Source organism: Pseudomonas sp. AE27 (assembly GCF_037113495.1).
Classification (GTDB): domain Bacteria; phylum Pseudomonadota; class Gammaproteobacteria; order Pseudomonadales; family Pseudomonadaceae; genus Aquipseudomonas; species Aquipseudomonas palmensis.
Genome location: NZ_CP146966.1, coordinates 2,055,397 through 2,081,220, shown reverse-complemented (window position 1 = coordinate 2,081,220; position 25,824 = coordinate 2,055,397). Strand labels below are relative to the sequence as shown.

Annotated in this window: 23 protein-coding genes; 11 read left to right on the top strand and 12 right to left on the bottom strand. The window is 68.0% G+C overall.

Annotation, left to right across the window (positions count from 1 at the left end; all coding sequences use genetic code 11):
- Positions 1–15: 15 nt before the first annotated feature.
- Positions 16–1,266 (bottom strand): DUF1835 domain-containing protein, encoded by a 1,251-nt coding sequence (locus V9K84_RS09510; protein WP_088515111.1) that lies wholly within the window; start codon positions 1,264–1,266, stop codon positions 16–18.
- A gap of 258 nt (positions 1,267–1,524) precedes the next feature.
- Here V9K84_RS09510 and V9K84_RS09505 point away from each other — a divergent pair, with 258 nt between their 5' ends.
- From V9K84_RS09505 to mnmH, 6 genes are all read left to right on the top strand, one after another.
- Positions 1,525–1,968 (top strand): bifunctional diaminohydroxyphosphoribosylaminopyrimidine deaminase/5-amino-6-(5-phosphoribosylamino)uracil reductase RibD, encoded by a 444-nt coding sequence (locus tag V9K84_RS09505; RefSeq protein WP_043860246.1) that lies wholly within the window; start codon positions 1,525–1,527, stop codon positions 1,966–1,968.
- Between the two features lie 123 nt (positions 1,969–2,091).
- A complete protein-coding gene (locus V9K84_RS09500) occupies positions 2,092–2,730 on the top strand; it encodes a TetR/AcrR family transcriptional regulator (protein WP_088515110.1) in 639 nt (212 codons plus the stop codon).
- A 141-nt stretch (positions 2,731–2,871) separates the two neighbouring features.
- Positions 2,872–4,812, top strand: a complete 1,941-nt coding sequence (locus tag V9K84_RS09495) for a methyl-accepting chemotaxis protein (protein WP_088515109.1) — start codon at positions 2,872–2,874, stop codon at positions 4,810–4,812.
- A gap of 188 nt (positions 4,813–5,000) precedes the next feature.
- Positions 5,001–6,629, top strand: a complete 1,629-nt coding sequence (locus V9K84_RS09490) for a methyl-accepting chemotaxis protein (protein WP_043860243.1) — start codon at positions 5,001–5,003, stop codon at positions 6,627–6,629.
- Positions 6,630–6,703: 74 nt separating this feature from the next.
- The gene (gene selD / locus V9K84_RS09485) at positions 6,704–7,738 is read left to right on the top strand and encodes a selenide, water dikinase SelD (RefSeq protein WP_043860242.1); all 1,035 of its coding nucleotides are present in this window, start codon (positions 6,704–6,706) and stop codon (positions 7,736–7,738) included.
- Positions 7,738–8,835, top strand: coding sequence for a tRNA 2-selenouridine(34) synthase MnmH (gene mnmH, locus V9K84_RS09480; protein WP_088515108.1), 1,098 nt, complete (start codon positions 7,738–7,740; stop codon positions 8,833–8,835). Before selD ends, mnmH begins: the two co-directional genes overlap by 1 nt.
- 39 nt (positions 8,836–8,874) lie before the next feature.
- On the opposite strand, the gene V9K84_RS09475 is transcribed toward mnmH, so the two are convergent.
- The 8 genes from V9K84_RS09475 to V9K84_RS09440 all read right to left on the bottom strand — a co-directional run bounded on the left by V9K84_RS09475 (position 8,875) and on the right by V9K84_RS09440 (position 18,593).
- A complete protein-coding gene (locus V9K84_RS09475; protein ID WP_088515107.1) occupies positions 8,875–9,927 on the bottom strand; it encodes a permease in 1,053 nt (350 codons plus the stop codon).
- Positions 9,928–9,984: 57 nt separating this feature from the next.
- Complete coding sequence (locus V9K84_RS09470; protein ID WP_088515106.1) at positions 9,985–11,064, bottom strand: lipocalin-like domain-containing protein; 1,080 nt, start codon at positions 11,062–11,064, stop codon at positions 9,985–9,987.
- Positions 11,054–13,510: an FtsX-like permease family protein gene (locus V9K84_RS09465; protein ID WP_088515105.1), complete on the bottom strand. Its 2,457-nt coding sequence runs from the start codon at positions 13,508–13,510 to the stop codon at positions 11,054–11,056. Before V9K84_RS09465 ends, V9K84_RS09470 begins: the two co-directional genes overlap by 11 nt.
- Positions 13,507–14,163: an ABC transporter ATP-binding protein gene (locus V9K84_RS09460; protein WP_088515134.1), complete on the bottom strand. Its 657-nt coding sequence runs from the start codon at positions 14,161–14,163 to the stop codon at positions 13,507–13,509. Before V9K84_RS09460 ends, V9K84_RS09465 begins: the two co-directional genes overlap by 4 nt.
- Before the next feature lie 379 nt (positions 14,164–14,542).
- Positions 14,543–15,877 (bottom strand): cation:proton antiporter, encoded by a 1,335-nt coding sequence (locus tag V9K84_RS09455; RefSeq protein WP_043860236.1) that lies wholly within the window; start codon positions 15,875–15,877, stop codon positions 14,543–14,545.
- Between the two features lie 87 nt (positions 15,878–15,964).
- Positions 15,965–16,627, bottom strand: coding sequence for a hypothetical protein (locus tag V9K84_RS09450; RefSeq protein WP_043860235.1), 663 nt, complete (start codon positions 16,625–16,627; stop codon positions 15,965–15,967).
- A 2-nt stretch (positions 16,628–16,629) separates the two neighbouring features.
- Positions 16,630–17,790, bottom strand: a complete 1,161-nt coding sequence (ampC, locus tag V9K84_RS09445; protein WP_256582841.1) for a class C beta-lactamase — start codon at positions 17,788–17,790, stop codon at positions 16,630–16,632.
- The gene (locus V9K84_RS09440) at positions 17,787–18,593 is read right to left on the bottom strand and encodes a helix-turn-helix transcriptional regulator (protein ID WP_054914413.1); all 807 of its coding nucleotides are present in this window, start codon (positions 18,591–18,593) and stop codon (positions 17,787–17,789) included. The genes ampC and V9K84_RS09440 overlap by 4 nt, the downstream gene beginning before the upstream one ends.
- Positions 18,594–18,672: 79 nt before the next feature.
- On the opposite strand from V9K84_RS09440, the gene V9K84_RS09435 reads away from it, so the two are divergent.
- Entirely contained in the window at positions 18,673–19,647 is a 975-nt protein-coding gene (locus V9K84_RS09435; protein ID WP_043860233.1) for a bile acid:sodium symporter family protein, read from the top strand.
- Positions 19,648–19,727: 80 nt separating this feature from the next.
- Here the strand turns inward: V9K84_RS09435 and V9K84_RS09430 are convergent, their stop codons facing one another.
- Both V9K84_RS09430 and V9K84_RS09425 read right to left on the bottom strand, forming a co-directional pair.
- Positions 19,728–20,102: a DUF2784 domain-containing protein gene (locus V9K84_RS09430; protein ID WP_088515104.1), complete on the bottom strand. Its 375-nt coding sequence runs from the start codon at positions 20,100–20,102 to the stop codon at positions 19,728–19,730.
- 9 nt (positions 20,103–20,111) lie between these two features.
- Positions 20,112–20,591 (bottom strand): GNAT family N-acetyltransferase, encoded by a 480-nt coding sequence (locus V9K84_RS09425; RefSeq protein ID WP_043860231.1) that lies wholly within the window; start codon positions 20,589–20,591, stop codon positions 20,112–20,114.
- 188 nt (positions 20,592–20,779) lie between these two features.
- On the opposite strand from V9K84_RS09425, the gene V9K84_RS09420 reads away from it, so the two are divergent.
- From V9K84_RS09420 to V9K84_RS09405, 4 genes are all read left to right on the top strand, one after another.
- Positions 20,780–21,400 carry a LysE family translocator gene (locus V9K84_RS09420; RefSeq protein WP_088515103.1) on the top strand — a complete coding sequence of 207 codons (621 nt, stop codon included), beginning with the start codon at positions 20,780–20,782 and terminating at the stop codon, positions 21,398–21,400.
- An 18-nt stretch (positions 21,401–21,418) separates the two neighbouring features.
- Positions 21,419–22,291: an alpha/beta hydrolase gene (locus tag V9K84_RS09415; protein WP_058540269.1), complete on the top strand. Its 873-nt coding sequence runs from the start codon at positions 21,419–21,421 to the stop codon at positions 22,289–22,291.
- A gap of 164 nt (positions 22,292–22,455) precedes the next feature.
- Complete coding sequence (locus V9K84_RS09410; RefSeq protein WP_229590267.1) at positions 22,456–23,532, top strand: HlyD family secretion protein; 1,077 nt, start codon at positions 22,456–22,458, stop codon at positions 23,530–23,532.
- A complete protein-coding gene (locus V9K84_RS09405; RefSeq protein ID WP_088515102.1) occupies positions 23,522–25,036 on the top strand; it encodes an MDR family MFS transporter in 1,515 nt (504 codons plus the stop codon). The genes V9K84_RS09410 and V9K84_RS09405 overlap by 11 nt, the downstream gene beginning before the upstream one ends.
- On the opposite strand, the gene V9K84_RS09400 is transcribed toward V9K84_RS09405, so the two are convergent.
- Complete coding sequence (locus V9K84_RS09400; RefSeq protein ID WP_088515101.1) at positions 25,037–25,798, bottom strand: helix-turn-helix transcriptional regulator; 762 nt, start codon at positions 25,796–25,798, stop codon at positions 25,037–25,039.
- Between the last annotated feature and the right edge of the window lie 26 nt (positions 25,799–25,824).

Below are 25,824 nucleotides of genomic sequence, written 5' to 3'. Positions count from 1 at the left end.
GTCGTTCGGCAGGCATCAGGACGGTTGATGGCGCCACACCGGCTGGCCATGGGCATCCAGTGCCCAGTGCGCCAGCCCGGCCTGCAGGCGTACACCGCCTACCCAGCGTTCGGGGGCCGCCTGGTCCAGCCAGTAGGCGTCACCTGCCAGTACCCGCTGGCCCAGGGCCGTGAGGGTCAGGCTGCGTTGCGGCCAGGGCAGGTGAACGTCCGCTTCGAACAGCAACGGCGTGGGCGCATCGATCAGCGGGCGCATCAGCGCATGGAACATCTGGTCGCCCAGGTACGGCAGTGGCTCGCGCCTGCCCATGAGCTCTGCGAACACCCGGCCGAACGCCAGGCTGCCGGCCTCGGCGACGATGCCCAGGGCCAGGCGCTCGGTCAGCGACAGGCCGTCGGCCAGCCCCGGCAGTTCCTGCAACTGGCGCAGCAATGCCGGCGCCAGCAAGGGCAGTGCCGGGCTTGGCGCATGGGCCAGTTGCGCCCAGGCCAGTGGCGAGGGCGCGCAGTACGCCGCCCAGGCACGCCGGGCCAGCGACAGCGCTGCCTCGTCCAGGCGCCGACGCTGGGGCCACAGCCAGGCCAGCAGGTCCGGCGCGAGCTGGCCGATGCCGATGAAACGCTGCACCCCCGGCACCTGGCTGATCTCGATCAGTTCCAGGCACTCGGGCAACTGCTCGATGCCCGCCAGCACGCGGATCAGGAACAGCTGGTCATAGGCATCCGCCTCGCACCACAGCACGGCATGCGGGCACCCGTCGAGCTGCGCCAGGGCGGCGTACTCCTCGGCACTGCGCCGCGCCACGTCGGCTTCTGGCATGCCGAACACGCGGCTGATGTAGTCGTTGCGCAGGGCGAGCAACGGTTGCGCCGGCAGTGCCGGTACCGGGCCCATGCACAGCGGGTCGATGAAGGTATGGAAGGCCCCCTTGAAACCGGCCAGGCGCAGGGTATGGGCGATGTCGTTGCCGCACCGCCAATGCACGCTGCGGGCTTCGTCGTCGGCTTCGAAGCCGGGGTTGCGTGCGGCAAAGTCGATGGCGTCGACATGCGCCTTGAGCCTTGGCCAGCTGGCAAAGCCCAGCTCCTGCGCGATCAGCCACTGCGCATCGGCCAGGCGTGGGGCGCGGCTGTGGGGCAGGGGCTTGAAGTGCGCCGGCGCAGTGCCGGCCAGCAGGTGCCTGAGCAGGGTCTTGGCGCGTTTGCGCTGGTGTTCGAGGTTGATTCTGCCGTCATGGCAGATGTGCGGGGGCAGGGCGGCGAGCATACGATCTCCTGGGTCGGGCCTTGTCCGCTTGCAGGCCGGGAGTCGTATCGACGAATGAGGCTGTTCTGTACCGGGGCGTGGCCCTTTGCGCGGACGGCAGGCGCGGAGAACGCCAGGGCGTGACTATAGCGAAGCCCGCCGGCAGCGACAACGGGCAACTGGCGTGAGCGCACGATGCGGGAGAAATCGTGCCCTCGCCGTGCAGCAGGAGTACCCTGTCGCCTTCGCTCATTCTGGAACCCACTGGGCAAGGACCTTATGCCGATACTCCCTTCCAACAGCGATTTCATGCAACTGGCCCTGATCGAGGGGCGCCGTGCCTTGCCGGCGTGCCGGCCCAACCCGCCGGTGGGCTGCGTGATGGTCCGCGATCACCAGGTGATCAGCCAGGGCCACACCCAGCCGCCGGGGCAGCCCCATGCCGAGGCGATGGCGTTGGCGAAATTGCCGGAAGGGGGCCGGGGTGTGACAGCGTATGTGACCCTGGAGCCCTGTTCGTTCCAGGGGCGCACCCCGTCGTGTGCCCTGGCGTTGATCGACAAGGGGGTGGAGCGGGTGTTCGTCGGCATGCTCGACCCGGACCCGCGCAATGCCGGGGCCGGGGTTCGCCTGTTGCGTCAGGCCGGTGTCGAGGTGATCGTCGGGCTGCTGGCCGAAGAGGTCTCCAGGGACCTGCGCACCTACCTGCTGGCCGAGGCCTGAGGCGCCCCACCCACTCCAGCCGCCGGCCTTGCCGGCGAAGGCGCGCCCGCAACCTGGCATGCATAGCCTCATCGCTATGTATTTTTGTATATTGCGAAGGTCTTTCCCCGAAGTGCCATCGCCATGTCCAGCATTCGTCAACGCAACCAGCAGCTGATTCTCGAGGCCGCCAGCGAGGAATTCGCCAGCAAGGGCTACAACGCCGCCCAGACCCGCGACATCGCGGCCCGCGCCGGCGTGCCCAAGGCCAACCTGTACTACTACTTCCAGACCAAGGAAAACCTCTACACCCGGGTGCTGATGGCCTTTCTGGAACCCTTGCTCGCGGCCTCCGCCGTGCTGCGCGCCAGCGATGACCCGCAGGTGGCGCTGCCGGCCTACATCCAGGCGCGCATCCGCATCGTGCGTGACCACCCGTACACCTCCAACGTGTTCAGCAGCGAGTTGCTGCATGGGGCCAAGCAACTGCCCGGGGTGTGCCGCGACCTGCTGCACGCCGAGGCGCAGCTCAACGTGCACTGCCTGAACAGCTGGATCAAACGCGGCCTGATCGCCCCGGTCGACCCGCAACACCTGATGCTGTTCATCTGGTCGGCCACCCGCACCTACACCAATTTCGGCTGGCGCATGGCCCAGCTCACGGGCGTGCATGCGCCCCAGGGCGACGACTACGCGCTGGCGGCCGCCACCATCACCCGCCTGGTGCTGCAGGGCGCCACGCCTGGCATGCCGGCGCCGCGCCCCATGCGGCCGACCAACTAGAAACAATCCTGCATTTTTTTGTACACGAAACTGTATTAAAGATTTTCACCTCCCCAGCCGAAACAGCGGTGATAGCAAATTGCCAGAACTCACGCTGCACGGGTGACTGGCGCCTCATGCCCGGGGAGGGTGAAGCGCGCGATGAATATAAAAAACAAGCTGGTCCTTGCGTTTGTACTGGTGGCTTTCATCCCGGTGACGGTGGTCGCGGTGGTCAGCGTGATGAATATCCGCACCCAGGCGGTTGAACAGTTCATCGATGGCAGCACCCGGGAAATACGCCAGATCGACGGCAACATGCGCCAGTTCTTCGACGGGATGCAGCAGAACGTCGATCAGATGTCGGCCGATCCTGTATACAGCGCTGTGCAGACGCTCAAGGACTACCGCGCTGCCGACGCTGCCAGCCAGCCCCTGCCAGCGCCGGCCCAGGGGGTGATCGACGCCTTTGCACGCTTTGGCGCCACCCACCCGGCGGCGGCCATCCTGTCCATCGGCCTGGAAGACGGCACCTACGCCAAGTGGCCGGATGACCCGCAACTGGCCAACTACGACCCGCGCCAGCGCCCCTGGTACAAGGCCGCAATGGCCAGCCCCGGCAAGACCGTGCGCACCCCGGCCTACTACTACGACAAGGACGACGTGGCCCTGGTGGGCACCGCCCGGGCCATGCTCGACACCGCCGGCAAGCCCCGCGGCGTGTTCGTGGTCAGTGTCTCGCTGAAGAACCTCACCGAACTGGTCAAGAGCATCAAGCTGGGTCAAAGCGGCTACGTGATGCTGATCGAGGACGGTGTGGTGCTGGTCGACCCGCGCGACGACGGGCACAGCTTCAAGCCGCTCAAGGACCTGGGCGAGCCCTACGCCAGGCTCGCGGCCACCGAACAGGGGGCTGCCGACGTCGAGATCGACGGGGTTCGCTACATGGCCAACGTATGGACCTCCCCAGGCCTGGGCTGGCGCTTCGTGGGCCTGATCGAGCAGCGCGAAGTGATGGGCGCCGCCACGCGCATGACCTACCTGGCCGGGATCATCGTGGTGGTGCTGGCGATCTTCTTCGCGCTGATCGGCGCCGCGTTCGCCCGGGTGATCGTCAAGCCCATCGGCCAGGTCAGCACGGGCCTGCAGTCGATCGCCGAGGGCGAGGGCGACCTGCGCCGCGACCTGGTTGTGCAGGGCAAGGACGAAACCGCCGAGCTGGCCGGCTGGTTCAACCGGTTTCTGGCGGCCATCCGCCAGTTGATCCAGCGCATCGGCGCAGCCTCCACCAACCTGCACGACGCCTCGCAGGTCAACAGCGAGGTGGCCACCAACATGAACCAGGCGGCCGGGCGCCAGCGTGAAGCGGTGGAGCTGGTTTCCACTGCATTCAACGAAATGGTCGCCACCGCCAACGAGGTGGCCCGCTCGTGCAGCAACGCCGCCGATTCCGCCGAAAGCGGGCATCGCCGGGTGGCCGAAGGCAAGCAGCAGATCGAGCTGACCACCGAGAACGTCAACCGCCTGGGCAACCGCCTGAGCGAGTCGTCCCAGGCCATGGTCGAGCTGGAGGAGGGCAGCCGCAGCATCAACCAGATCCTGGGCACCATTCGCGCCATCGCCGAGCAGACCAACCTGCTGGCGCTCAATGCCGCCATCGAGGCCGCCCGCGCCGGCGACCAGGGCCGCGGCTTTGCCGTGGTGGCGGACGAGGTGCGCGCGCTGGCCAAGCGCACCGCCGACTCCACCGGCGAAATCGACCAGTTGCTCGGCACCCTCGCCAGCAAGACCCAGGAGGTATCGCAGAAGATGCAAAGCTGCCAGGACCTGTCCCGGGCCAGTGTCACCTCCATCGAAAGCGCGCGCGACAGCTTCGAGGGCATCCAGCTGTCGGTCAACGAGATCCGCGACCAGAACCTGCAGATCTCGGCCGCCGCCGAGGAGCAGCACAGCGTGGCCGAGGAGATCAACCGGCATATCCAGCAGATCTACGACGAAGCGCGCCTGGTCGAAAGCCTGGCCAGCTCGGCGCAGGAGGACTCCGGACGGCTGTCCACGCTGTCGGCCGAATTGAACGCACTGGTGGGCCGCTTCAAGTCCTGACCACCGACAACGTTACAATTAATGTCAATGTGATATCATGGCTTCACTGCCGCCGAGTGATCCCGCCGGCAGTGGAGCAAGCACTCATAAAGAACACTGCCCTCCCGCTTCACCGCCTTGCCTGCAGAACCTGACCGCGCCGCCTGTCCCGTCGCGGGTTGTACTTTTGCAGCCACAAGGAACACCCCATGCTTCTGCGCTCCCTCAACATTTCCCTGCGTGCCGGCCTCAGCTTCGCGCTGATTGCCCTGCTGGCGATGGCCCTTGGCGGCCTGTCGCTGCTGGAAATGCGTCGAATGAACGAACAGTCCAACCAGGTCGACCAGAACTGGCTGCCCTCGATTGTCGCGGCCAACGGCGTAGCGCTGACCAGCACCCAGATCCGCACCCTGACCCTGCGCCTGCTGGTACTGCGCGACGGCGACGACCTGCAGGACCTGATCACGCGTCTGCACCAGCTCGAAGCGCAGCTGGACACCCAGGAGGCGACCTATGCCGGGCTGATCACCCTGGCGCAGGAACAGGCCGCGTTCGCCCGCTACCAGCAGGCCAAGACGCGCTACCTTGCCGATCAGCACAAGGTCGTCCAGTTACTGCAGCAGGGGCGCAAGGACGACGCCATCGCGCTGGTGGACGCCGGCCCGTACCTGACCAATGCCGACGGCATGCTCACCGACCTGCTCGAAATCATTGCGCTCAACGACAAGGGCGGGGAGCAGGCGGCCCAACGCAGCACCGAGGTATTCCATGGCGCCATCAGCCTGGTGCTGGCGATTCTGGCCGTGGTGCTGGCTTTGACCGTGGCGCTGGCAGTGCTGCTCACGCGCAGCATCGTGCGCCCGCTGGGCGAAGCCGTGGGCATTGCCCAGACCATCGCCGGTGGCGACCTGTGCGACGAGATCAGCATCAGCGGCAAGGATGAGCCGGCGCGTCTGCTGCTGGCGCTGCGCGACATGCAGGGCAGCCTGCGCGGCACGCTGCAGAAAATCGCCAGTTCCTCCAGCCAGCTGGCCTCGGCCGCCGAAGAGCTGCAGGCTGCCACCGACGACTCCAATCGCGCGCTGCAGCAGCAGAACGACGAAGTGGAGCAGGCGGCCACGGCGGTGAACGAGATGACGGCGGCCGTGGAGGAGGTGGCCCGCAACGCCGTGAGCACCTCCGAGGCTTCGCGCCAGACCGACGAGACCGCCCACCACGGCCGCGAGCAGGTGCAGCGCACCGTCGACTCCATCGGCCAGCTTACCGACGACGTGACCCACACCTGCGAGCAGGTCGAGCACCTGGCGGGCGATGTACGCAACATCGGCCAGGTGCTGGAAGTGATCCGCGCGATTGCCGAACAGACCAACCTGCTGGCCCTCAACGCCGCCATCGAGGCGGCCCGGGCCGGGGATGCCGGGCGCGGCTTCGCCGTGGTGGCCGACGAGGTTCGGGCGCTGGCGCACCGCACCCAGCAGTCCACCCAGGAGATCGAGACCATGATCGGGACCATCGAGCAGGGCACCGGCACGGCGGTCACGGCAATGCGCAACAGCAACCAGCGCGCCCACGCCACCCTGGAAGTGGCGCAGCTGTGCGGTCACGCCCTGGACGAGATCACCCAGGCCATCACCGGCATCAACGAGCGCAACCTGGTGATCGCCAGCGCCAGTGAGGAGCAGGCCCAGGTGGCCCGCGAGGTGGACCGCAACCTGGTCAACATCCGTGACCTGTCGATCCAGACCGCGGCCGGTGCACGCCAGAGCAATGCCGCCAGCCAGGCGCTGGCAGGCCTTGCGGTCGACCTCAACCTGCTGGTGACCCAGTTCAAGGTCTAGCAGTAGCCACCATCACGTAGCGCCCCCCGGGTCCCCTGCCTTAGACTCAGGGGCTTGAACCCGGGGGACAACCGATGAACGAACCAGTACGCCTTACCCAGTACAGCCACGGCGCCGGCTGTGGCTGCAAGATTTCACCCAAGGTGCTCGAGGTGATCCTCGCCGGCAGCGGCGCGCAGAACCTCGACCCGCGCCTGTGGGTGGGCAACGCCTCGCGCGACGACGCGGCGGTGTATGCCATCGATGACGAGCGCGGCGTGGTCTCGACCACCGACTTCTTCATGCCCATCGTCGACGACCCCTTCGATTTCGGCCGCATTGCGGCCACCAACGCCATCAGCGACATCTACGCCATGGGCGGCGACCCGCTGATGGCCATCGCCATCCTGGGCTGGCCGGTCAACGTGCTGGCCCCGGAGATCGCCCGCGAGGTGATCCGCGGCGGGCGCGCGGTGTGCGATGCGGCCGGCATTCCCCTGGCCGGCGGGCATTCGATCGACGCCCCCGAGCCGATCTTCGGCCTGGCGGTCACCGGCATCGTCGACAAGCGCCACATCAAGCGCAACGACACCGCCACCGTCGGCTGCCAGCTGTACCTGACCAAGCCGCTGGGTATCGGCGTGCTCACCACGGCGGAGAAGAAGGGCCTGCTGCGCGCCGAAGACGTGGGCCTGGCGCGTGACCAGATGTGCACCCTCAACCGTATCGGCAGCCAGATCGCGCGCCTGGAGGGGGTCAAGGCCATGACCGACGTCACCGGCTTCGGCCTGCTCGGGCACCTGGTGGAAATGGCCGATGGCAGCGGCGTGACCGCGCGCCTGGAAGCGGCGCAGGTACCGCGCCTGGCCAGTGTCGAGCACTACATCGAGCAGGGTTGCGTACCCGGTGGCACGCTGCGCAACTTCGACAGCTATGGCGAGCGCATCGGCCCGTTGAGCGAGGCGCACAAGCTGCTGTTGTGCGACCCGCAGACCAGTGGCGGGCTGCTGGTGGCGGTGGCGCCTGAAGGGCAGGCGGCGTTTCTCGAGCTGACGCAGGCACAGGGCCTGGCGCTGACGCCGATCGGCACGCTGGTGGCGCGCGGCACCCATGCGGTCGAGGTGTGTTGATGCACGACGACTGCACCGACTACCGTTCGATCTTTCTCGACGATGTGCCCCTGATGGATGTGCGCGCACCGGTCGAGTTCGACAAGGGCGCGTTCACCCACGCCAGCAATCTGCCGTTGATGAACGACGACGAGCGCCAGCAGGTGGGCACCTGCTACAAGCAGCATGGCCAGCAGGCGGCAATGGTGCTCGGGCACCAGCTGGTGTCCGGGGCGCTGCGCCAGGCCCGTATCCAGGCCTGGGCGCAGTTCGCCCGGGCCAACCCCGATGGCCTGCTGTACTGCTTTCGCGGTGGCCTGCGTTCGCAGATCACCCAGCAGTGGCTGCGCGATGAGGCCGATATCCGCTACCGGCGCGTAGGCGGGGGCTACAAGGCCTTGCGCACGTTTCTGCTGGAGGTTGGCGACCAGGCCGTGGCGCAGTGCGATTTCGTGCTGCTGGGCGGCATGACCGGCACCGGCAAGACCGAGGCGCTGGCGCAGCTGGACAATGCGCTGGACCTGGAGCGGCACGCCAACCACCGTGGCTCCAGCTTCGGCAGGCATGCCACTGCGCAGCCGGCGCAGATCGGTTTTGAGAACACCCTGGCGGTGGACCTGCTGAAAAAGCGCAACGCCGGCATCGAGCAGTTCGTGCTCGAGGACGAGGGGCGCATGATCGGCAGCCGCGCGGTGCCGCTGGGCCTGTACCGGCGCATGCAGCAGGCGCCGCTGGTGTGGCTCGAAGACAGCCTGGAATGCCGCGTGCAACGAATCCTGCAGGACTATGTGATCGACCTGTGCGCCGAGTTCGTGCTGGCCCACGGGCCGGAGCAGGGCTTCGAACACTTTGCCGGGCGGCTGCGCGAGAGCCTGTCGGGCATTGTCCGGCGCCTGGGTGGCGAGCGTTACCAGCGCCTGGCGGCGGCGATGGACGCGGCGTTGCAGGTGCAGCGTGCGAGCGGCGCCGTGGAGCTGCACCGTGCGTGGATCGAAGGCCTGCTGAGCGAGTACTACGACCCGATGTACGCCTACCAGCGCGATGCCAAGGCGGCGCGCATCGAGTTCGCCGGCGATCGGGCCGCGGTGCTGGCCTACCTGCGCGAAAGGCGGCTGTAGGCACCTGTGCCGGTGCTGTGGGGGCGGTGCACGCCGGCCCTAGAGCACCAGCAGCGCAACCAGCCCGCTGAGCACCCCCACCAGCATCGTCAGCAGCGCAACCCACACCAGCACCCGCGTATCGAAGGAGGTGCGCAGCATCAGCAGTGACGGCAGGCTCACGCTGGGCAAGGTCATCAGCAATGCCACCGCCGGCGCGGTGCCCAGCCCCAGGGCCATCAGCGTCTGCACGATCGGGATTTCCGCCGCCGTCGGGATCACGAACAGCGTGCCGACCATCGCCAGCGGTACCAGCCACACCAGCCCTGAACCCATGCCGCCCTCGACATGCGGAAACAGCCACACCCGCGCCGCGCCCAGTACCAGCACGGCCAGCACATAGATCGGGATGGTGGTCCAGAACAGCTGCCACAGGGTTTTCATCCAGCGTGCCAGCAGGCTGCCGGGCACCGGGGTACTGGCCACATTGGCCGCGTCCACCGCGGGTTCGGGCAGTACGTCCGGGCGCGAGATGCGCTGGGCGAACAGCGACACCCCCACCACCAGCACCACACCCGCCACCAGGCGCAGGGCACTGAACTCCCAGCCCAGCACGAAGCCCATGAACACCAGCGTGGCCGGGTTGAGCACCGGGTTGGCGATCCAGAACGCCAGCGCCGCGCCTACCGACACATTCTGCCGACGCAGCCCGGCAGCCACCGGTGCCGCGCAGCAACTGCACATCATGCCCGGCAGGGCGAACAGGCCGCCACGCAGGGTCGAGCCCAGCCCGGCCTTGCCGAACAGGCGCAGCAGCCAGTCGCGCGGTATCAGCACCTGAACCAGCGAGCCGAGGATCACCGCCAGCAGCGCCGCCTTCCAGATGGCCAGGAAGTACACCTGGGCATACGCCAGCGCTGCCGTCAGCGGTGCGTACTGGTGATCGTCCAGGATCGAGGCGCCGATGCTGTGGCTGTCGGCGGCAACAAACGACTTGGCGTAGTAGGGCGACCATTTCACGTAGTACAGGCCAATGGCGGCCACCAGCAGGAACGCCAGCGGTTTGCACCACTGCGTCCAGCCACGGGGGGCGGAAGTAGACAGGCCAGGCATGGTGCAACTCCAGGCAGGTGGGCGTTCAGGCAAGAATAGCCGCTGCGTCGGTGGCGCTCAGCGCGAATAGCCGGTCATTTCCAGGTAGCCACGCCCGGCCGTGCTGCCCTGTACCTTCACCGGGCCTTCCCAGTAGGGAAAGCGGGTGCCCATCCAGGCCTGCGGCACCAGGGCGTCGACCTCGATGTCCAGCTGCCGGTCGGGCACCTGCACCCGCCAGCGCGTGGGCACCTGCGGGCCGTCGACCAGTTGGGTGCGGGCCAGCGGCTCAAGCACGATCTGCGCACCGTTGAGCGCGGTGCTGCTGCCGTCGGCGGCAATCCAGGTGCCTGCCCGGTACGGTTGTGCATCGGCCTGACGGACCTGGAACAGCATCAGCCGCGTGCCGTTGTCCAGGTGCAGCGAAAACCAGTCCCAACCATGCTGGTCGGGGGCCAGCGGCTGGCTGCTCCATTCGCGGTCGAGCCAGGCGTTGCCGGTCACCTCGACGCGCCGGCCCTCGTGCTGTACTTCACCGCGCACTGTATAGAACGGCTGGCTGTAGTAATACGACGCCTGGCCCTGGCCGGACTTCTCGCTGTAGCCCTGATCGCCCTGCAGCACCAGAGGCTGCTGGCTGCTCAGTTGCAGGTCGTAGCTGAAGCCCTTGCCGCCTGCGCGCATCTGCAACTGCTCGATGCCTTGGCCGCCCACCGCCTGCAGCGACCAGTCGTCGATCCAGGCCTTGAATGGTTGCGCCTGCACGTCCGCCTGGCCGACACCGCCACGCGCCAGCGTTTCACTGAACTGATGGCCAAACGGCCCGCTCAACGCCGCGTGCCCCAGCCATACGGCGGGGCTGGCCCAGCCCGGCTGTTCGGCGCCGGGGCGCAGCGCCGAACGGAACAGCGTCCATTGCGCACCCCAGTCGCGGCCCTGTGCATCGCGCAGGTTGGCGGTCACGTACCACCATTCGATGCGATACCCCGCATGGGCGCCGTGGTCACGCGGGAACTGCAACGGTTGGCCGCGCACCACCGGGGCAAAGGCTGCGGCGTCCTGGCCCAGGCCGGCAAAACCGGCGGGTGGCGGTGGCGAGGGGTCGCAGGCGCCCAGCAGCAGGCACAGCAGCAGGACGCCCCAGTGTCTAGGTTCCATCGGCATAGTGCCTCAGCAGTTCGGCGGGCTGGCGGCGGGCCAGTTGCCACAGGGGCCCGGCGGCGGCGAGCAGGGCGGTGAACAGGCCCAGCAGCGCCAGTTGCAGCAGCTGGCCAGGGAACACCTGCAACGGCAGGCGCCAGCCGAAAGCCTGCACGTTGACCACCGCCACCAGGCACCAGGCCAGCAGCAGGCCCAGGGGAATTGCCAGCAGCACGGTCAGGCTGGCCAGCAGCAGCGTCTGCCCCAGCGACAGCCAGGCCAGGTGCTGGCGCCTGACGCCCAGTGCCCATAGCGGCGCCAACTGGCCGAGCCGGCTCTGGCCCAGGGTCAAAAGGCTGATCAACAGGGCCACGCCGGCCACGCCCAGGGTCAGGCTGTTGAGTGCGGCGGTGGCGGCGAAGGTGCGCTCGAACACCTCCACCGACCAGCGCCTGAGGGTGCGCTGGTCCACCAGCCGGGTGCCGTCCAGCGCATAGCGTTGCTGCAGCGCGGCCTTGAGCGTCGCCACCTGCTCGCCCGCCACGCGCAGGTTGAGGGTGTTGAGCGTGGCCTCGGGCCAGGTGCGCCGCAGCCAGTCGGCGTTCACCAGCACCTGCCCGCGCGGGTTGCCGTAGTCGGCGTATACGGCCACCACATCAAGGGGCGCAGCGCCGGGCAAGCTCAGGCGGTCGCCCAGGCCCAGCGCCAGGCGCCGCGCCAACTGTTCGCTGAGCATCGCCCCGGCGCCGCTGGCCAACTGGCGCCACGCTTCGCTGCGCTGTTCGAGCAACGGCCAGTGCTGCGCGTAGGCCGGGTGGTCGATCACCCCCTGCACCTGCACCGGGGCGCCGCCCACGCGCACTTCGGTGCGCCACTGCGCGAGCACGGCGCGCACCCCTGGCTGGGTGGGTAGCCAGGCCGCGATGGCCAGGCCCTGGGCGGTGTCATGCGGGGTCACGTACAGCTCGGCCGACAGCCGTTGATCGAGCCAGCCCAGAAAGGTCTGGCGGAACCCGGACGTCATGCTGCCCACCCCGACGCTGGCGGCCAGCGCCAGCAGCAACGCCATCAGCGCCAGTGCCAGGGCCGGCAGTTGCTGGCGGCTGTCGGCCACGAACCACTGCGCCAGCGGCCGGTGGCACAGCCGCTGCAACAGCGCCAGGGCGCCATCGAGCAGCAGTGGCAGCATCAGCGCGGCGCCCAGCAGCAAGGCGGCCAGCAGGGTGAAGGCCGCCGGCAGGCTCGCGCCCCAGCGCCAGCACCCCAGGGCCACGGCCAGCAGCAGTAGCGCCAGCAGTGCCTGGCGCCGCAGCCAGCGCACCTGCGCCTGGCGCCAGGCCTGGGGCTGTGCCAGCGCCAGCAGCGGCAGGCGCGCGGCGCGCAGCAGGCTGCCGGCACCGGCCAGTGCTGCCCCGAGCAGGCTGATGGCCAGCCCGCTCAGCCACCAGTGCAGCGGCAGGCTCAGGTGCCCGGCCACCTGGGCGCCATACAGGCCGCGCAGGCTGGCGGCCACGTCACCCAGCAGCAGGCTGGCCAGCAGGTAACCGCAGGCCACCCCGGCCAGCCCGGCCAGCAGCGCGAACAGCCCCAGTTCGATGGCCAGGGCAGTCACCAGCGCACGCACACTCACGCCGCAGGCACGCAGGGTGCGCAACAGGCTGCGGCGCTGCTCCAGGGCCAGGCCGATGGCCGCATGCACGATGAACAGCCCCACCAGGAAGGCCAGCAGGCCCAGCGCAGTGAGGTTGAGGTGAAAGCTTTCGGTCAGCCGTTGCAGGTCGTCGGTGTCGCTGGCGGCCTGCACCACCAGTAGCTCGTTCAGGCCCTCGGGCAGCGCGGGCGGGGTGTAGCCGGCGGGTATCAGCAGTCGCGAGAGCTGTTGCGGTGCCTGCAGCAGGCGTTGGGCCTGGCCGATGTCGACCACCATCACCCCCGGGGCCAGCTGCGCCTGTACCTGCAACGGCGGCAGACGCTGGCCGTCGCCGCTCAGCGGTTCGGCACCGGGCGCCAGGCCAAGGCGCTGCAGGGTGTCGGGTGCGATCCATGCCTGGCCCGGTGGGCCGATGAAGGCGGCGGGGTCGATGCGTTGGGCGGCCTGGCCGGCGATGGCGCTGCCGGGTGGCAGGCTCAGCGGCTCGATGCCCAGCAGTTTCACGCTGACCGGTTCGGCGCCGGCAAAGCGCAGGCGGCCTTCGAGCACCGGCGACACCGGCCAGCCGGCCCGGCGCAGTTGAATGTAGGCGTGCTGGTCGAAGCGTTCGCCGTGGCGCGGGCTCACCTGCGCCTGCGCTGCGCCGGTCAGCAGCGCGTTGGCCCGCGCGTAGTCGGCGCGGGCCTGCTGGTTGAGCGCCTGGACCCCGGCCCACAGGGTGGTAGCCAGCCACAGCCCGGTGAGGATGCTGGCGCATTGCAGGCGGTGGCGCCGCCAGTGGCTGAGCAGCGCCTGCAGGCACAGGCCGATCATGCGCGTACCCGGCCCAGGTGCAGGGTCAGGCGCTGGTGCAGGCGGGTGGCCAGGTGGGCGCTGTGGGTGACCATCAGCAGGCTGCTGTTGCTTGCCCCGACCAGCTCCAGCAGCAGGTCGAGCACGTTTTCGCTGCTGGCTTCGTCGAGGCTGCCGGTGGGTTCGTCGGCCAGCACCAGCGCGGGGCTCGAGGCCAGTGCGCGGCCGATTGCCAGGCGTTGCTGCTGCCCGCCGGAGAGTTGCTCGGGGTAGCGTTGCAGCAGCGGCGCCAGGCCCAGGCGCTCGGCCAGGTGGGTGACCCAGGCCGGGTCATGGCGGCCGGCCAGGCGCGCCTGGAAGGCCAGGTTGGCGGCCACGTCCAGGCTGCTGATCAGGTTGTATTGCTGGAACACCAGGCCGATGCCTTGTCGGCGCCAGTGTGCGAGCCCGGCTTCGGTGCGGGTGTGTAGCGGTTGGCCGTCGAACAGAATGCGCCCGCTGTCGGGGCGTTCGAGGCCGGCTATCAGGTGCAGCAGCGTGCTCTTGCCGCTGCCGGACTCGCCCATCAGCGCCAGGCTGGTGGCGGCGGGCAGGTGCAGATCGACACCGCGCAGCACCGGCAGGGTGCCTTGGGCGGTGGTGAAGGTCTTGTGCAGGTTTTCGACGATGAGCATGGGTGAAGGGTAGGCCAGGTTGGGGCAGGTGGGTACATCGGGTTGTGCCATGGCGATTCTGCGGGCCAGGGTGGTTTTAAAAATGCAGGAGCCGGCCTTGCCGGCGAAGCGCCGCGCGAGCGGCGCTCGGTCTTGAGGGCGCCGGTGAACTCAAGGTGTGCACTTTTTGGTTTTGGTGCGATTTCAAACCACCCGGTTGCAACGCTCCAAATAAAGCTCCGGCGTGGGAACGCAGTGAGGGCCGATGTGCCAGCCAACACAGTTGCAGCGCCCATGAAATCGAGCGCCGCCCGCGCGGCGCTTCGCCGGCAAGGCCGGCTCCCACATTGGTTGCAACGCACCATGGCCTGTGCGAAGGGTATTTCGCCAGCAGGGGCGGTCAGCCGCGCCGCCCGTAGTAGTTCAGCATTGGTTGCGTGCTCAGGCCATGCACCACGATGCTCAGCGCCACCACCGACAGCGTGATGTTCAGGCACTGCGCCGAAAGCGTGCCGCCAAGGCCGTGGCTCAGGGCGTAGAACAGGTAGAACAGGCTGCCGATGCCACGAATGCCGAACCAGCCGACCATCAGCCGCTGGCGCAGGTCGAGCAGGCTGCCCCAAGGCATCAGCAACACGCTCAACGGGCGCACCACGCAGAACAACGCCAGGCCAAAGCCCAGTGCGCGCCAGTCCCAGTGGCTGGCCAGCGCCACGCCGAGCACGGTCACCAGGAACACTTCCATCACCCGCTCCACCAGGCTGCCGAAGGCAAGCATGTCGCCCATCATCACCCCGGCCGCCACCTGGGTGTCTTCGAGGTTGTCCAGGTCGCCATGCACCGCATTCTCCGGCGCGGCTTCCAGGTGCCCGGCCACCGGTTGCGCCAGGTGCTCGGACGGGGTCTGCGAACCGCCGGTGAAGCTCACCTCGGCCTGGCGCAGCCCCAGCCCGGCGGCAAACACCGCCAGAAACCCATAGGCATGCAGGGTGTCGGCCACCACATACGCCAGTGCAATCAGCGCCAATGCCAGGTAGTCGTTGGGGGTGAGCGTGCTGTCGGCATGGCTGATGCGCAGGGTCAGGGTCAGGCGCCCCAGCAACTTGCCCATCCAGTAGCCCACCAGCAACCCCACCGGCATCGCCCACAGCAGGTCGCGCCACAACCAGGTGAACAGCGCCGAGCCGTCGACGGCCTGGCCCTGCACCAGCAGCAAGCCCAGCAGCACGAAGGGAAAGGCTACGCCGTCGTTGAGCCCGGCCTCGCCCGACAGGCCGAAACGCAGCGGGTCGTGGTCCTGCGCATCGTTGACCTGCACCAGCGCTGCCAGCACCGGGTCGGTGGGCGCAAGGATGGCGCCGATCAGCAGGGCCGGCGCCCACGCCATGTCACCCAGGTAGTGCAGCACCACGCTGAAGCCACCGATGCTCAGCAGCATCACCGGGCCGGCCAGGCCGAATGCCACCCGCCAGACACGGCTGCGCAGCGGCAGGCGCAGCTTCAGGCCACTGATGAACAGCGAGAACAGCAACGCGACTTCGGTCAGGTGCTTGAGCCAGCCGGCGGCGTGGTCCAGGTCCAGGTGCAACAGGCCCAGCCCCAGCGGGCCGATGCCGATGCCCAGCAGCAGGCACACCGCCGAGGTGGTCACCGGCATCCAGCGCAGGTACGAGGAGGTCAGGGCCAGGATCAGCAACACGGCGCCGAACACGGCGATCCACAGGGTAAAACTCATCGAAGGCACCGTCGCATGGGGTCGGGCCAACGCTGGCCCCTGAGCATTCGAGGGGCGCGGTGCGGCAGAGGTTCACTGCACGCAGCATCAGGGCGCCGGGCTGTCGACCTGCTGCAGGCTGAAGGTACCGGTGAACGGGTTGCCCTGCAGCCTGTAGCACTGGCTGTGGTTCTTGCGCAGCCATGCAGTGCCCGCGTCGACCGGGCCGCAGTTGGAGGCGGGCATGGCATCGACGATCAGGGCGTACTCCAGGCCCTCGTCCAGCTGCTGCAGGGCAAACCCCGCACAACAGACCAGGGCCGCGGCAAAGAAGGGTTCGAACGTCGGCACTTTCTGCGCCGGGGCCGGGGCGGCGCCGGGGCGTAGTCTGCCAGCCGCCCTGCGCAGCCACTGGGGCAACAGCAGGTAGACCCCCAGCAGCATCAGCGAGAACGGGATGGAATAGAGCGCCCCATATACCACCGCCGCGTTGTCCAGGTAGTCCACCTCGATGCCAAAGCGCGCATTGAGCATCCGTTGCGCAGACAGCTTGCACAGGTACACCACGACCACGCTGTACAGCAACGACCCTGGCCAGTAGCTGAGAAAGGCGAAGAGGCGCGACAGGTTCAGCAGCGCATAGATGCCGCCGGCCGCCAGCCCGCCGACCAGTATCAGGTTCGCGCCGAGGCTCGGCGGCAGGCGCGCGAAGCCCCACAGCCCGGCCAGCAGCAACAGCAGCTTGAGGGTGTCGCGTACCGGTTTGCTCACGGTCAGTGGCTACCTTCGTTCAAGGCGCCGAGGATCTGGTAGGCCAGCTTCACCCGCGCTTCGTTGGGGTAGTTCTTGTTGGCCAGGATCACGATGCCGATCCGCTGCGAGGGCACGAACGCCACGTAGCTGCCAAAGCCGTTGGTGGAGCCGGTCTTGTTGATCCACACCGCCTGCTGCGGGGCCAGCGGGGGTTGCAGCGGCGTGACGTCGAGGGTTTCAAGGGCCATGCGGCTGGCATTGCCGTCGAGCAGGGTCTGCAATGCGACCGGGTAGGGGTACTGCTCCCAGATCAGGTCCTGGGTCATGGGGCCCACCTGGTAGTAGCCGGTATGGGTGGCGGCAATGGCCTGCTTGAGGGGCGTATCGAGTTTCTCCAGGCCCATGTTCGCCTCGACAAAGCGCAGCATGTCGTCACTGCTGGACTTCACCCCGTAGGCTTCGTCGGCCAGCACCGCAGGGCTCAGCCGGGCGGGGACGTTGTCGCGGGTATAGCCCTGGGCGTACATACGCTGCCAGTTGGCAGGTACCTGCAGATGGGTGTTGTTCAGGCCCAGCGCCGGAAACAGCAGGTCCTGCAGGGCGGACCGGTAGCTCATGTCCAGTTGGCGGGCGCTGATCACCCCGAGCAGGCCGATGCTCGGGTTGGCATAGGTACGCCGGGTGCCTGCCGGGTAGCTCGGGGTCCAGTGCTTGAAGTAGCGCATCAGTTGCCCGTTGTCGTGCACGCTGTCTGGCAACTGCAGCGGGAAGCCGCCGGCGGTGTGGGTCGCCAGGTTCAGCAGACTGGTGTTTTCCAGGGCACGGCCGCGCAGTTCGAGCAGGTAGCTGGCCGGGCTGTCGGTCAGCTTCAGCTTGCCGGTGGCCTGGGCATAGGCCGCCAGGGTGACGTTGAAGGTCTTGCTGATCGAGCCCAGTTCGAACAGGGTGTCGCGGTCGACGGCCTGGCCGCTGTCGCGCGAGGCCACACCGAAGTCGTAGTAGTGGTGCTGGCCATTGACTGTCAGGGCCACGGCCATGCCGGGTATCGCGTGCTCCTGCATCACGGCCTGGCTGGCGGCCTCTACCAGGTTGTCGAGGTTGTCAGGCACGGTGGCGGCCCAGGCGGCAGGGCTGGCCAGCAGCAGGCCGCTCAGCAGGTGATGCGGTTTGAACAGGTTCACGTAATGGGTTTCCGGTGGGTCTGGAGGAATTCGCCCGGTGACAGGCCGAACTGTTTGCCAAAGGCGGCGATAAAGGCCGACAGCGATTCGTAGCCGCAGGCCAGGGCCACGTCGGTGACGCGCTCGCCGCGGCTGAGTGCTGGCAGCGCACTGAGCAGGCGCATGCGCTGGCGCCAGGTGCGAAAGGTCATGCCGGTGTCACGCAGAAACAACCGGCTCAGGGTCTTTTCCGAAACGCCGTACTTCAGGCTCCAGGCTGCCAGCCCGGTGCTGTCCTCGGGGTGTGCCTGCAGGCGCCGGCACAGTGCACGCAGGCGGGTGTCCTGGGGCAGCGGCAGAATCAGGTCTTCCTGGGGGGCGCTGGCCAACTGGTCGAGCAGCACGGCGACCAGGCGCCCGTCTGCGCCCTCGGTGTCGTAGGCCACCGGCAGGCCGCTGAAGGTGCGGATCAGCTCGCGCAGCAAGGCATTCACGCCGATCACCCGGCACTGGGTGCCCGGCCACACGCTGTGCTCGATGTACAGGCTGCGGATGCAGGTGTCGTCGGCGCAGCTGACCTGGTGGGGGGTATGCGCCGGGATCCACACCGCGCGCTGCGGCGGCACCACGTAGCGTCCGGCGCCGGTGTGCACATGCAGCACGCCCTGGGCCGCATACGACAGTTGCCCCCAGGCATGCTTGTGACGAAAGCCCAGGGCGATGTTGGCCAGCGACTGCGCCTGCCCGTACAGCGGGCGCGGCAGTACCTTGAGCTCGCTCAGGGGCGGGATGCGCGGGGCGTGGGGTTGTCCTTTGGGCGACACTCTTGGGGTTCTGTCGTTAGTCGGAAAAGAAAAGAAACCTTACCGTCTGCGCCATCCCAATAACAAGACAGGACGTGACATGAAACACCTGCGGTTGCTGTTCGACAATTTCACCCTGGCCCTGCTCGGCGTGATTGCACTGGCCACCTTGCTGCCCTGCGAGGGCCAGGGCGCGGTGGTGTTTGGCTGGCTGACCAACCTGGCCATCGGGCTGCTGTTCTTTCTGCACGGCGCCAAGCTGTCGCGCGAGGCGGTGGCGGCCGGGGCAGGGCACTGGCGCCTGCACCTGCTGGTTTTTGGCTGCACCTTCGTGATGTTTCCGCTGCTGGGCATGCTGTTCAAGCCGCTGTTCCTGCCGCTGGTGGGCGACGAGCTGTACCTGGGCGTGCTGTACCTGTGCGCGTTGCCGGCCACCGTGCAGTCGGCGATTGCCTTCACCTCGCTGGCGCGGGGCAACATCCCGGCGGCGATCTGCAGCGCGGCGGCCTCCAGCCTGCTGGGCATCGTGCTGACGCCGCTGCTGGTGATGGTGCTGATGGGCGTGCAGGGCGATACCGGGTCCAACCTCGATGCGGTGTTGAAGATCGTGCTGCAACTGCTGGTGCCGTTCGTGGCCGGGCAACTGGCGCGGCGCTGGATCGGCGCCTGGGTGGCGCGCAATGCACGCTGGCTGAAGACCGTCGACCAGGGCTCGATCCTGCTGGTGGTGTATACCGCGTTCAGCGACGCGGTGATCAGCGGGTTGTGGCAGTCGGTGCCGCTGGTGCGGCTGCTGGGGCTGGCGCTGGTGTGCTGCGTGTTGCTGGCGGTGGTGCTGTGGTGCACGCAGTTGCTGGGCAAGCGGCTGGGGTTCAACGTGGAAGACCGCATCACCATCCTGTTTGCCGGCTCCAAGAAAAGCATGGCCACCGGTGTGCCGATGGCCCAGGTGCTGTTTGCCGGGGGGGCGATTGGCGCGATGATTTTGCCGCTGATGCTGTTCCACCAGATCCAGCTGATGGTGTGTGCGGTGCTGGCGCAGCGCTATGCGGCGCGGGAGGAGGTGAGCGCCTGATTCAGGTGCTGTGGTGACCGCTTCGCCGGCAAGGCCGGCTCCCGTAGGAGCCGGCCTTGCCGGCGAAGCGGCCTGAACACTCACCGCAAGGCACGGCGCTTGCGCGAGTAGCACAACCACGCATAGACCCCCGCATTCACCACGAACACCAACGCCCCCAGCCACAGCTGGATGTCTGCCGTCAGCTTGGCCGGGTAGATCAGCGGTATCAGGTAATGCTCCACAAAACTGTCGGGGTAGCCGGTGTCACCCGCCGCTGCACGCAGGCGGTTTTCCCATTCGGTCAGCGGGCAGGGCAGGTGCAGCACCTCCACCAGCACCCCCCAGGTCACGGCCGGCAGGTGCAGCCAGCACAGCCGCGGCCACCTGAGCACCAGCAACCCGCCCAGCATCACGAACACGATGAACGTCAGATGAAACAGCACCAGCCCGTCGGCGGCCAATCGAAAGAACATGGCGTGGTCTCAACCCTGGGCGAAGCTGCGCAGCGTTTCACCTTCCATGCGATAGCGCACCCACTCGTCCTGCGGCTGCGCGCCGATGGACTTGTAGAACTGGATGGCCGGTTCGTTCCAGTCCAGCACGCTCCACTCCAGGCGCCCGCAGCCCTTGGCACAGGCCTCCTGCGCCAGGTGGCGCAGCAATGCCTTGCCCGCACCCGTGCCGCGGGCCTGGGGCGTGACGTACAGGTCTTCGAGGTAGATGCCCTGGGTGCCGAGCCAGGTCGAATAACTGAAGAAGTACACCGCAAAGCCGATGGCCTGGCCGTCACGCTCGCAGATCAGCGCCTGGGTGCTGCTGCCTTCGCCGAACAGCGTGCGCTCGATATCGGCGACCGTGGCGATCACCTCGTGGCGGGCACGCTCGTACTCGGCAAGCTCGGTGATGAAGGTGAGGATCTGGCTGGCGTCTTCGACGCGCGCGGGGCGGATATGTACGGGCATGGCGGGGCTTCTGTTCCGGAAATCGAGGAGGGTTATCCTAAGGCAATTGCCCGTCGAGGGCACGGGAAGCCTGGAGTGTGGTGAGGGCTCGCCAAGTGTAGTGCCACAATTGCCCCCAACTGTATCGCAGCGCTGCGCACCGACTTGGTTAGTGTCACTTCACAACAACACACCGCCGGACACCCGCCATGCTCACCTCGCTCAACCTGCTGATGGCCTTCGTGCTGTTCGCCTTCGTCTCCTCGATCACCCCCGGCCCCAACAACACCATGTTGCTGGCCTCCGGCGTGAACTTCGGTGTGCGTCGCACCATTCCCCACGCGCTGGGCATCAGTATCGGCTTCATGGTGCTGGTACTGGCGGTGGGCCTTGGCCTGGGCGAGGTGTTCAAGGCCTATCCGCTGGCCTACGGCGTGCTGCGCTACGTGGGCGCCAGCTACCTGCTGTACCTGGCCTGGAAGATCGCCAATTCCGGCCCGCTGACCAGCGCCGAACCCGGCACGCGCAAGCCCCTGGGTTTCTGGGGCGCGGCAGCCTTCCAGTGGGTCAACCCCAAGGCCTGGGTCATGGCCGTGGGCGCCATCACCACCTATGCACCCAGCCAGGGCTACCTGACCAACGTGATCGTGATCGCCGCGGTGTTCGCCGTGGTCAACCTGCCCAGCGTGTGCGTGTGGGTGATGTTCGGCAGCGCGCTGCGCACCGTGCTGCAGGACCCACGCTGGCTCAAGCTGTTCAATTGGCTGATGGCCGCACTGCTGGTGCTATCGCTGTATCCACTGCTGTTTGTAGAATCCGGTTTTGTGTAACCCCCACAGCGAGTCCCGATGGAACTGATCCCCTGGTCGCATGACTGCGCCGAACACTTCACCCTGCGCGGCTGGCGCTCACCTGCCAGCGGCAAGCCGCTGCTGCATTTCATCCACGGCACCGGGTTCTGCTGCCTGGCCTACCAGCCGTTGCTGGAGCGCCTGGCCGAGCATTTCGACCTGTGGCTGTGCGATGTGCAGGGCCATGGCGACAGCGATCATGGCGGCGCCTTCGTGGGCTGGAACCGCAGCGCCGCGCTGGCGATCGAGGCCTTCCAGGCAGGCCGTGGCGAATACGGGCAGGTGGCGTGCTTTGCCATGGGCCACAGTTTCGGCGGGGTGCTGACCGGCTTGATGCTGGCGCTGCAACCGGGCCTGTTTCAGCGGGCGGTATTGCTTGACCCTGTGGTGTTCAGCCGCTCGATGCTGGGGGTGATGAGCGTGGCCACGCTGTTCGGCATGCACCGTCGCCACGGCCTGGCACGCAAGGCCGCCACCCGGCGCAGCCACTGGCCCGACCGCGAGGCGGCCTACGCCGCGCTGCACGGGCGCGGCATTTTCAAGGGCTGGCACGACGAGGCGCTGCAGGCCTATGTGGACCACGCCATCGGCGACTGCGGCGAAGGGGTAGTGCTCAAGTGCCGGCCTGCGCGCGAAGTGGACGTGTTCAGTTCGTTCCCTCGCGGGCTGTGGGCTGCCCTGGCCCAGGTGCAGACACCCGCACGGGTGCTGCATGGCATCACCACCTATCCCTTCGTACCCGTGTCGCTGGCGCGCTGGGCGCGTCTGAACCCAAGGGTCGAGCTGCGCGAGGTGCCCGGCGGGCACTGCTTCATGCAGGAAGATCCGCAGGCCTGTGCGAACGAGGTGCAAACCTACCTGCTGGGCTGATGGCAGGTTGTCCATTTCGCGACGAATACTGGCCTGTACGCTAGCGAACGCCAACCGCTGACCCCCTTAGAGTGCATCCTTGAACAACAACAGGGAGCACGAACATGAACCAGGCGGTCAGCCCCGAACCACCGGTTACCCAAGCCACCGAGCGCGTGCGCGTGATGACGCTGCGCCGCGCCCTGGGCGCAGCCGGCACGCTGGCGGTACTAGGGGTTGCCTTGTATGTGTGGCACAGCGGGCGCTTCAACGAACAGACCGACGATGCCTACGTGCGCGCCGACTGGGCGCCGATCAGTGCGCGGGTGGGCGGCTATGTGGCCCAGGTCAGCGTGGCCGACAATGCCGTGGTCAAGGCCGGCGACCTGCTGGTGCAGCTGGACGACCGCGACTATCGCCAGCAGGTGCGCCAGGCCCGTGCGGCGCTGGCCGCCAGTACCGCTTCGGTGCAGGCGCAGCAGGCCGTGCTGGTGACCCTGGCGGCGCAGCTGGAGGGGCAAGGGCAGGCGATTGCCCGTGCCGCCGCCGAGCGCGAGGCGGGCGGTGCCGAGGCGCGGCGCGCCGAACTCGACTGGCAGCGTTACCGCCAGTTGATCGGCATGAACGCGGTGAGTGCCCAGCGTGCCGAACGCGCCAGCACCACACGCACCCAGGCGCAGGCCACGCTCAAGGGCGCGGACGCCGGCTGGGCCATGCAGCGGGCCCGGCACCAGGTGCTGGCCAGCCAGCAGCGCGAGGCCCGGGCCGAACTGGTGCGCCGCGAGGCCGAGCTGGAACAGGCCGAGGCGGCCCTGGCCCTGGCCGAGAACGCCCTGGCCGACACCCAGGTACGGGCGCCCTTCGACGGCGTGGTGGGGCAGCGCAAGGTGCGTGTGCAGCAGTACGTCAGCCCCGGCCTGCCACTGCTGGCAGTGGTACCGGTGGAGCAGGCCTACGTGGTGGCCAACTTCAAGGAAACCCAGCTCGAACACATGCGCCCGGGGCAGCGCGCGACCCTGGAGGTGGACACCTTCGGCCGGCACTGGCAGGGCACGGTCGACAGCGTCTCGCCCGGCTCGGGGGCGGTGTTCGCGCTGTTGCCGCCCGACAACGCCACCGGCAACTTCACCAAGATCGTGCAGCGCTTTGCCGTGCGTATTCACCTCGACCCGGTGGAACCCGGCACGCCGCGGCTGCTGCCGGGCATGTCGGTGATCGCCACCATCGATACGCGCACGGCGCAGGTGCGCGATGAGCACTGAAGACAAGGTATCGCTGCGCGCGTGGGTGGCGGTGATCGGAGGCTTGTTCGGCTGCTTCATGGCGGGCATGAACGTGCACGTCACCAGTGCCGCGCTGCCGGAAATCGAAGGCGCGCTGGGGGCGACGTTCGAGGAAGGCTCGTGGATCTCCACCGCCTACCTGGTGGCGGAAATCACCATGATTCCGCTCACCGCCTGGCTGGTGCAGGTGTTCTCGCTGCGCCGGGTGATGCTGGTGGGCTCGCTGGTGTTCCTGATCAGCTCGGTCAGTTGCGCGCTGGCGCCGAACCTGCAGGCGATGATCGCCATCCGCGTGATCCAGGGCGCTTCGGGGGCTGTGCTGATCCCGCTGTCGATGCAATTGATCATCACCGAGCTGCCGCCGAGCAAGATCGCCCTGGGCATGGCCTTGTTCAGCCTCTCCAACAGCGTGGCCCAGGCCGCCGGGCCGTCGATCGGCGGCTGGCTGACCGACGCCTATTCATGGCGCTGGATCTTCCTGCTGCAACTGCTGCCCGGGGTGGCGCTGCTGGCGGCGGTGGCGTGGTCGATCCCCGCGCAGGCCGGCGACCGCGCCCAGTTGCGCGGTGCCGACTGGCTGGGCATCGCGGCCATGGCGCTGGGGCTGGGCGCGCTGCAGATCGTGCTGGAGGAGGGCGGGCGCGAGGACTGGTTCGATTCGGCGTTCATCGTCACCTTCAGCGTGGTTGCCGTGGTGGCGTTGGCGCTGTTCGTGCAGCGCCAGCTGTGGGGCGCGCGGCCCTTCATCAACCTGCGCCTGCTGGCCAGCTACAACTTCGGCGTGGCCAGCCTGGCCATGGCGGTGTTCGGGGCGGCGACCTTCGGGCTGGTGTTTCTGGTGCCCAACTACCTGTCCCAGGTGCAGGGCTACAACGCCCGCGAAATCGGCATCAGCCTGATCGCCTACGGCATGGTGCAGTTGCTGCTGGCGCCGCTGCTGCCGCGCCTGATGCGCTGGCTCAACGCCAAGGTGCTGGTGGCCAGCGGCTTCGCGATCATGGCGCTGGGCTGCTGGCTGGGGGCGCACCTGTCGGCGGACGCGGCAAAGAACGTGATCATCCCCTCCACGGTGGTGCGCGGGCTGGGTCAGCCGCTGATCATGGTGGCGCTGTCGGTGCTGGCGGTGAAAGGGCTGGACAAGGCCCAGGCCGGCTCGGCCTCGGCGCTGATCTCGATGCTGCGCAACCTGGGCGGTGCGGTGGGCACGGCGCTGCTGACGCAGCTGGTGTCGTTGCGCGAACGGTTTCACGGGCAGCGTATCAATGAGAGCCTGACGCTGTTCGATGCACCCGTGCAGCAGCGTCTGCCCGGCGGGGTGCTCGATGCACAGGCCCCGGCGCACCTGCAGGTGCTGGCGCAGCTGGACCAGACGGTGCATCAGCAGGCCTACCTGATGGCGTATTCGGATGCGTTCTATGTGTCGTGCGTGGCGTTGGCGGTGTGTGCGCTGGCGTCGCTGCTGCTGCGCCAGCATGCACGCTGACTAGTCGGCGTCGGGCTGGCCGTAGGCCGGGGTCTTGCCGAAGTAGGCACTGGGCGAGACCCCCAGGGTGCGGCGGAACATGGCGCTGAAGGCGCTGGGGCTGTCGTAGCCCAGGTCCAGCGCCACGTTCAGGATCGAGTGCCCGGCGGCCAGCGCGTCGAGGCTGGCCAGCAGGCGCAGGCGGCGCAGCCACTGGATGAAGCTCAGGCCGGTTTCGCGCTGGAACGCGCGGGTCAGGGTGCGTGCGTTGAGGCCGCTGTGGGCGGCGGCGCGCTGCAGGCTCCAGGGGCTGGCCGGGTCGTCGCGTAGGGCCTGGCACAGCGCGGCCAGTTGCGGGTCGACCGGCAGCGGCACGTGCAGGGACAGAATCGGCAGCACGCGGATCTCGTCCAGAATCAACTGCATCACCCGCTCGTCACGCCCGCCGGGCGGGTAGTCGGCGGGGATGAGCATGGCGCTGATGATCAGTTGGCGCAGCAACGGCGGGATGTCCACCACGCGGCAGGTCAGCGGCAGGTCGGGGCGCGCGTCGGAGGCGACGAACAGGGTGCGCATGCGGACCTGGCCGGCCATCTTCAGGTCGTGCTCGACGGCGGCGGGCACCCATACGCCGCGCCCTGGCGGAACCACCCAGCAGCCCTGGCTGGAGTTGACCGTGATCACCCCGCTCAGGGCATGGATCAGCTGGGCGCGGTTGTGGCAGTGCGGGGCGATGCGCTCGCCGTGGGGGTAGTTTTCTGCCAGGGGGACAATCGGCTGCATGGCGGTGCGTTGGGGTTGAGGGTGGG

Bases quoted from the DNA above. Each gene is read 5' to 3' on its own strand.
- V9K84_RS09475 (WP_088515107.1), bottom strand. From the start codon at position 9,927: ATGCCTGGCCTGTCTACTTCCGCCCCCCGTGGCTGGACGCAGTGGTGC.
- V9K84_RS09400 (WP_088515101.1), bottom strand. From the start codon at position 25,798: ATGCAGCCGATTGTCCCCCTGGCAGAAAACTACCCCCACGGCGAGCGC.
- V9K84_RS09510 (WP_088515111.1), bottom strand. From the start codon at position 1,266: ATGCTCGCCGCCCTGCCCCCGCACATCTGCCATGACGGCAGAATCAAC.
- V9K84_RS09490 (WP_043860243.1), top strand. From the start codon at position 5,001: ATGCTTCTGCGCTCCCTCAACATTTCCCTGCGTGCCGGCCTCAGCTTC.
- V9K84_RS09495 (WP_088515109.1), top strand. From the start codon at position 2,872: ATGAATATAAAAAACAAGCTGGTCCTTGCGTTTGTACTGGTGGCTTTC.
- V9K84_RS09410 (WP_229590267.1), top strand. From the start codon at position 22,456: ATGACGCTGCGCCGCGCCCTGGGCGCAGCCGGCACGCTGGCGGTACTA.
- V9K84_RS09455 (WP_043860236.1), bottom strand. From the start codon at position 15,877: ATGAGTTTTACCCTGTGGATCGCCGTGTTCGGCGCCGTGTTGCTGATC.
- V9K84_RS09415 (WP_058540269.1), top strand. From the start codon at position 21,419: ATGGAACTGATCCCCTGGTCGCATGACTGCGCCGAACACTTCACCCTG.
- V9K84_RS09465 (WP_088515105.1), bottom strand. From the start codon at position 13,510: ATGATCGGCCTGTGCCTGCAGGCGCTGCTCAGCCACTGGCGGCGCCAC.
- V9K84_RS09470 (WP_088515106.1), bottom strand. From the start codon at position 11,064: ATGGAACCTAGACACTGGGGCGTCCTGCTGCTGTGCCTGCTGCTGGGC.
- V9K84_RS09500 (WP_088515110.1), top strand. From the start codon at position 2,092: ATGTCCAGCATTCGTCAACGCAACCAGCAGCTGATTCTCGAGGCCGCC.
- V9K84_RS09420 (WP_088515103.1), top strand. From the start codon at position 20,780: ATGCTCACCTCGCTCAACCTGCTGATGGCCTTCGTGCTGTTCGCCTTC.
- selD (WP_043860242.1), top strand. From the start codon at position 6,704: ATGAACGAACCAGTACGCCTTACCCAGTACAGCCACGGCGCCGGCTGT.
- V9K84_RS09435 (WP_043860233.1), top strand. From the start codon at position 18,673: ATGAAACACCTGCGGTTGCTGTTCGACAATTTCACCCTGGCCCTGCTC.
- V9K84_RS09425 (WP_043860231.1), bottom strand. From the start codon at position 20,591: ATGCCCGTACATATCCGCCCCGCGCGCGTCGAAGACGCCAGCCAGATC.
- V9K84_RS09460 (WP_088515134.1), bottom strand. From the start codon at position 14,163: ATGCTCATCGTCGAAAACCTGCACAAGACCTTCACCACCGCCCAAGGC.
- V9K84_RS09505 (WP_043860246.1), top strand. From the start codon at position 1,525: ATGCCGATACTCCCTTCCAACAGCGATTTCATGCAACTGGCCCTGATC.
- V9K84_RS09405 (WP_088515102.1), top strand. From the start codon at position 23,522: ATGAGCACTGAAGACAAGGTATCGCTGCGCGCGTGGGTGGCGGTGATC.
- mnmH (WP_088515108.1), top strand. From the start codon at position 7,738: ATGCACGACGACTGCACCGACTACCGTTCGATCTTTCTCGACGATGTG.
- V9K84_RS09430 (WP_088515104.1), bottom strand. From the start codon at position 20,102: ATGTTCTTTCGATTGGCCGCCGACGGGCTGGTGCTGTTTCATCTGACG.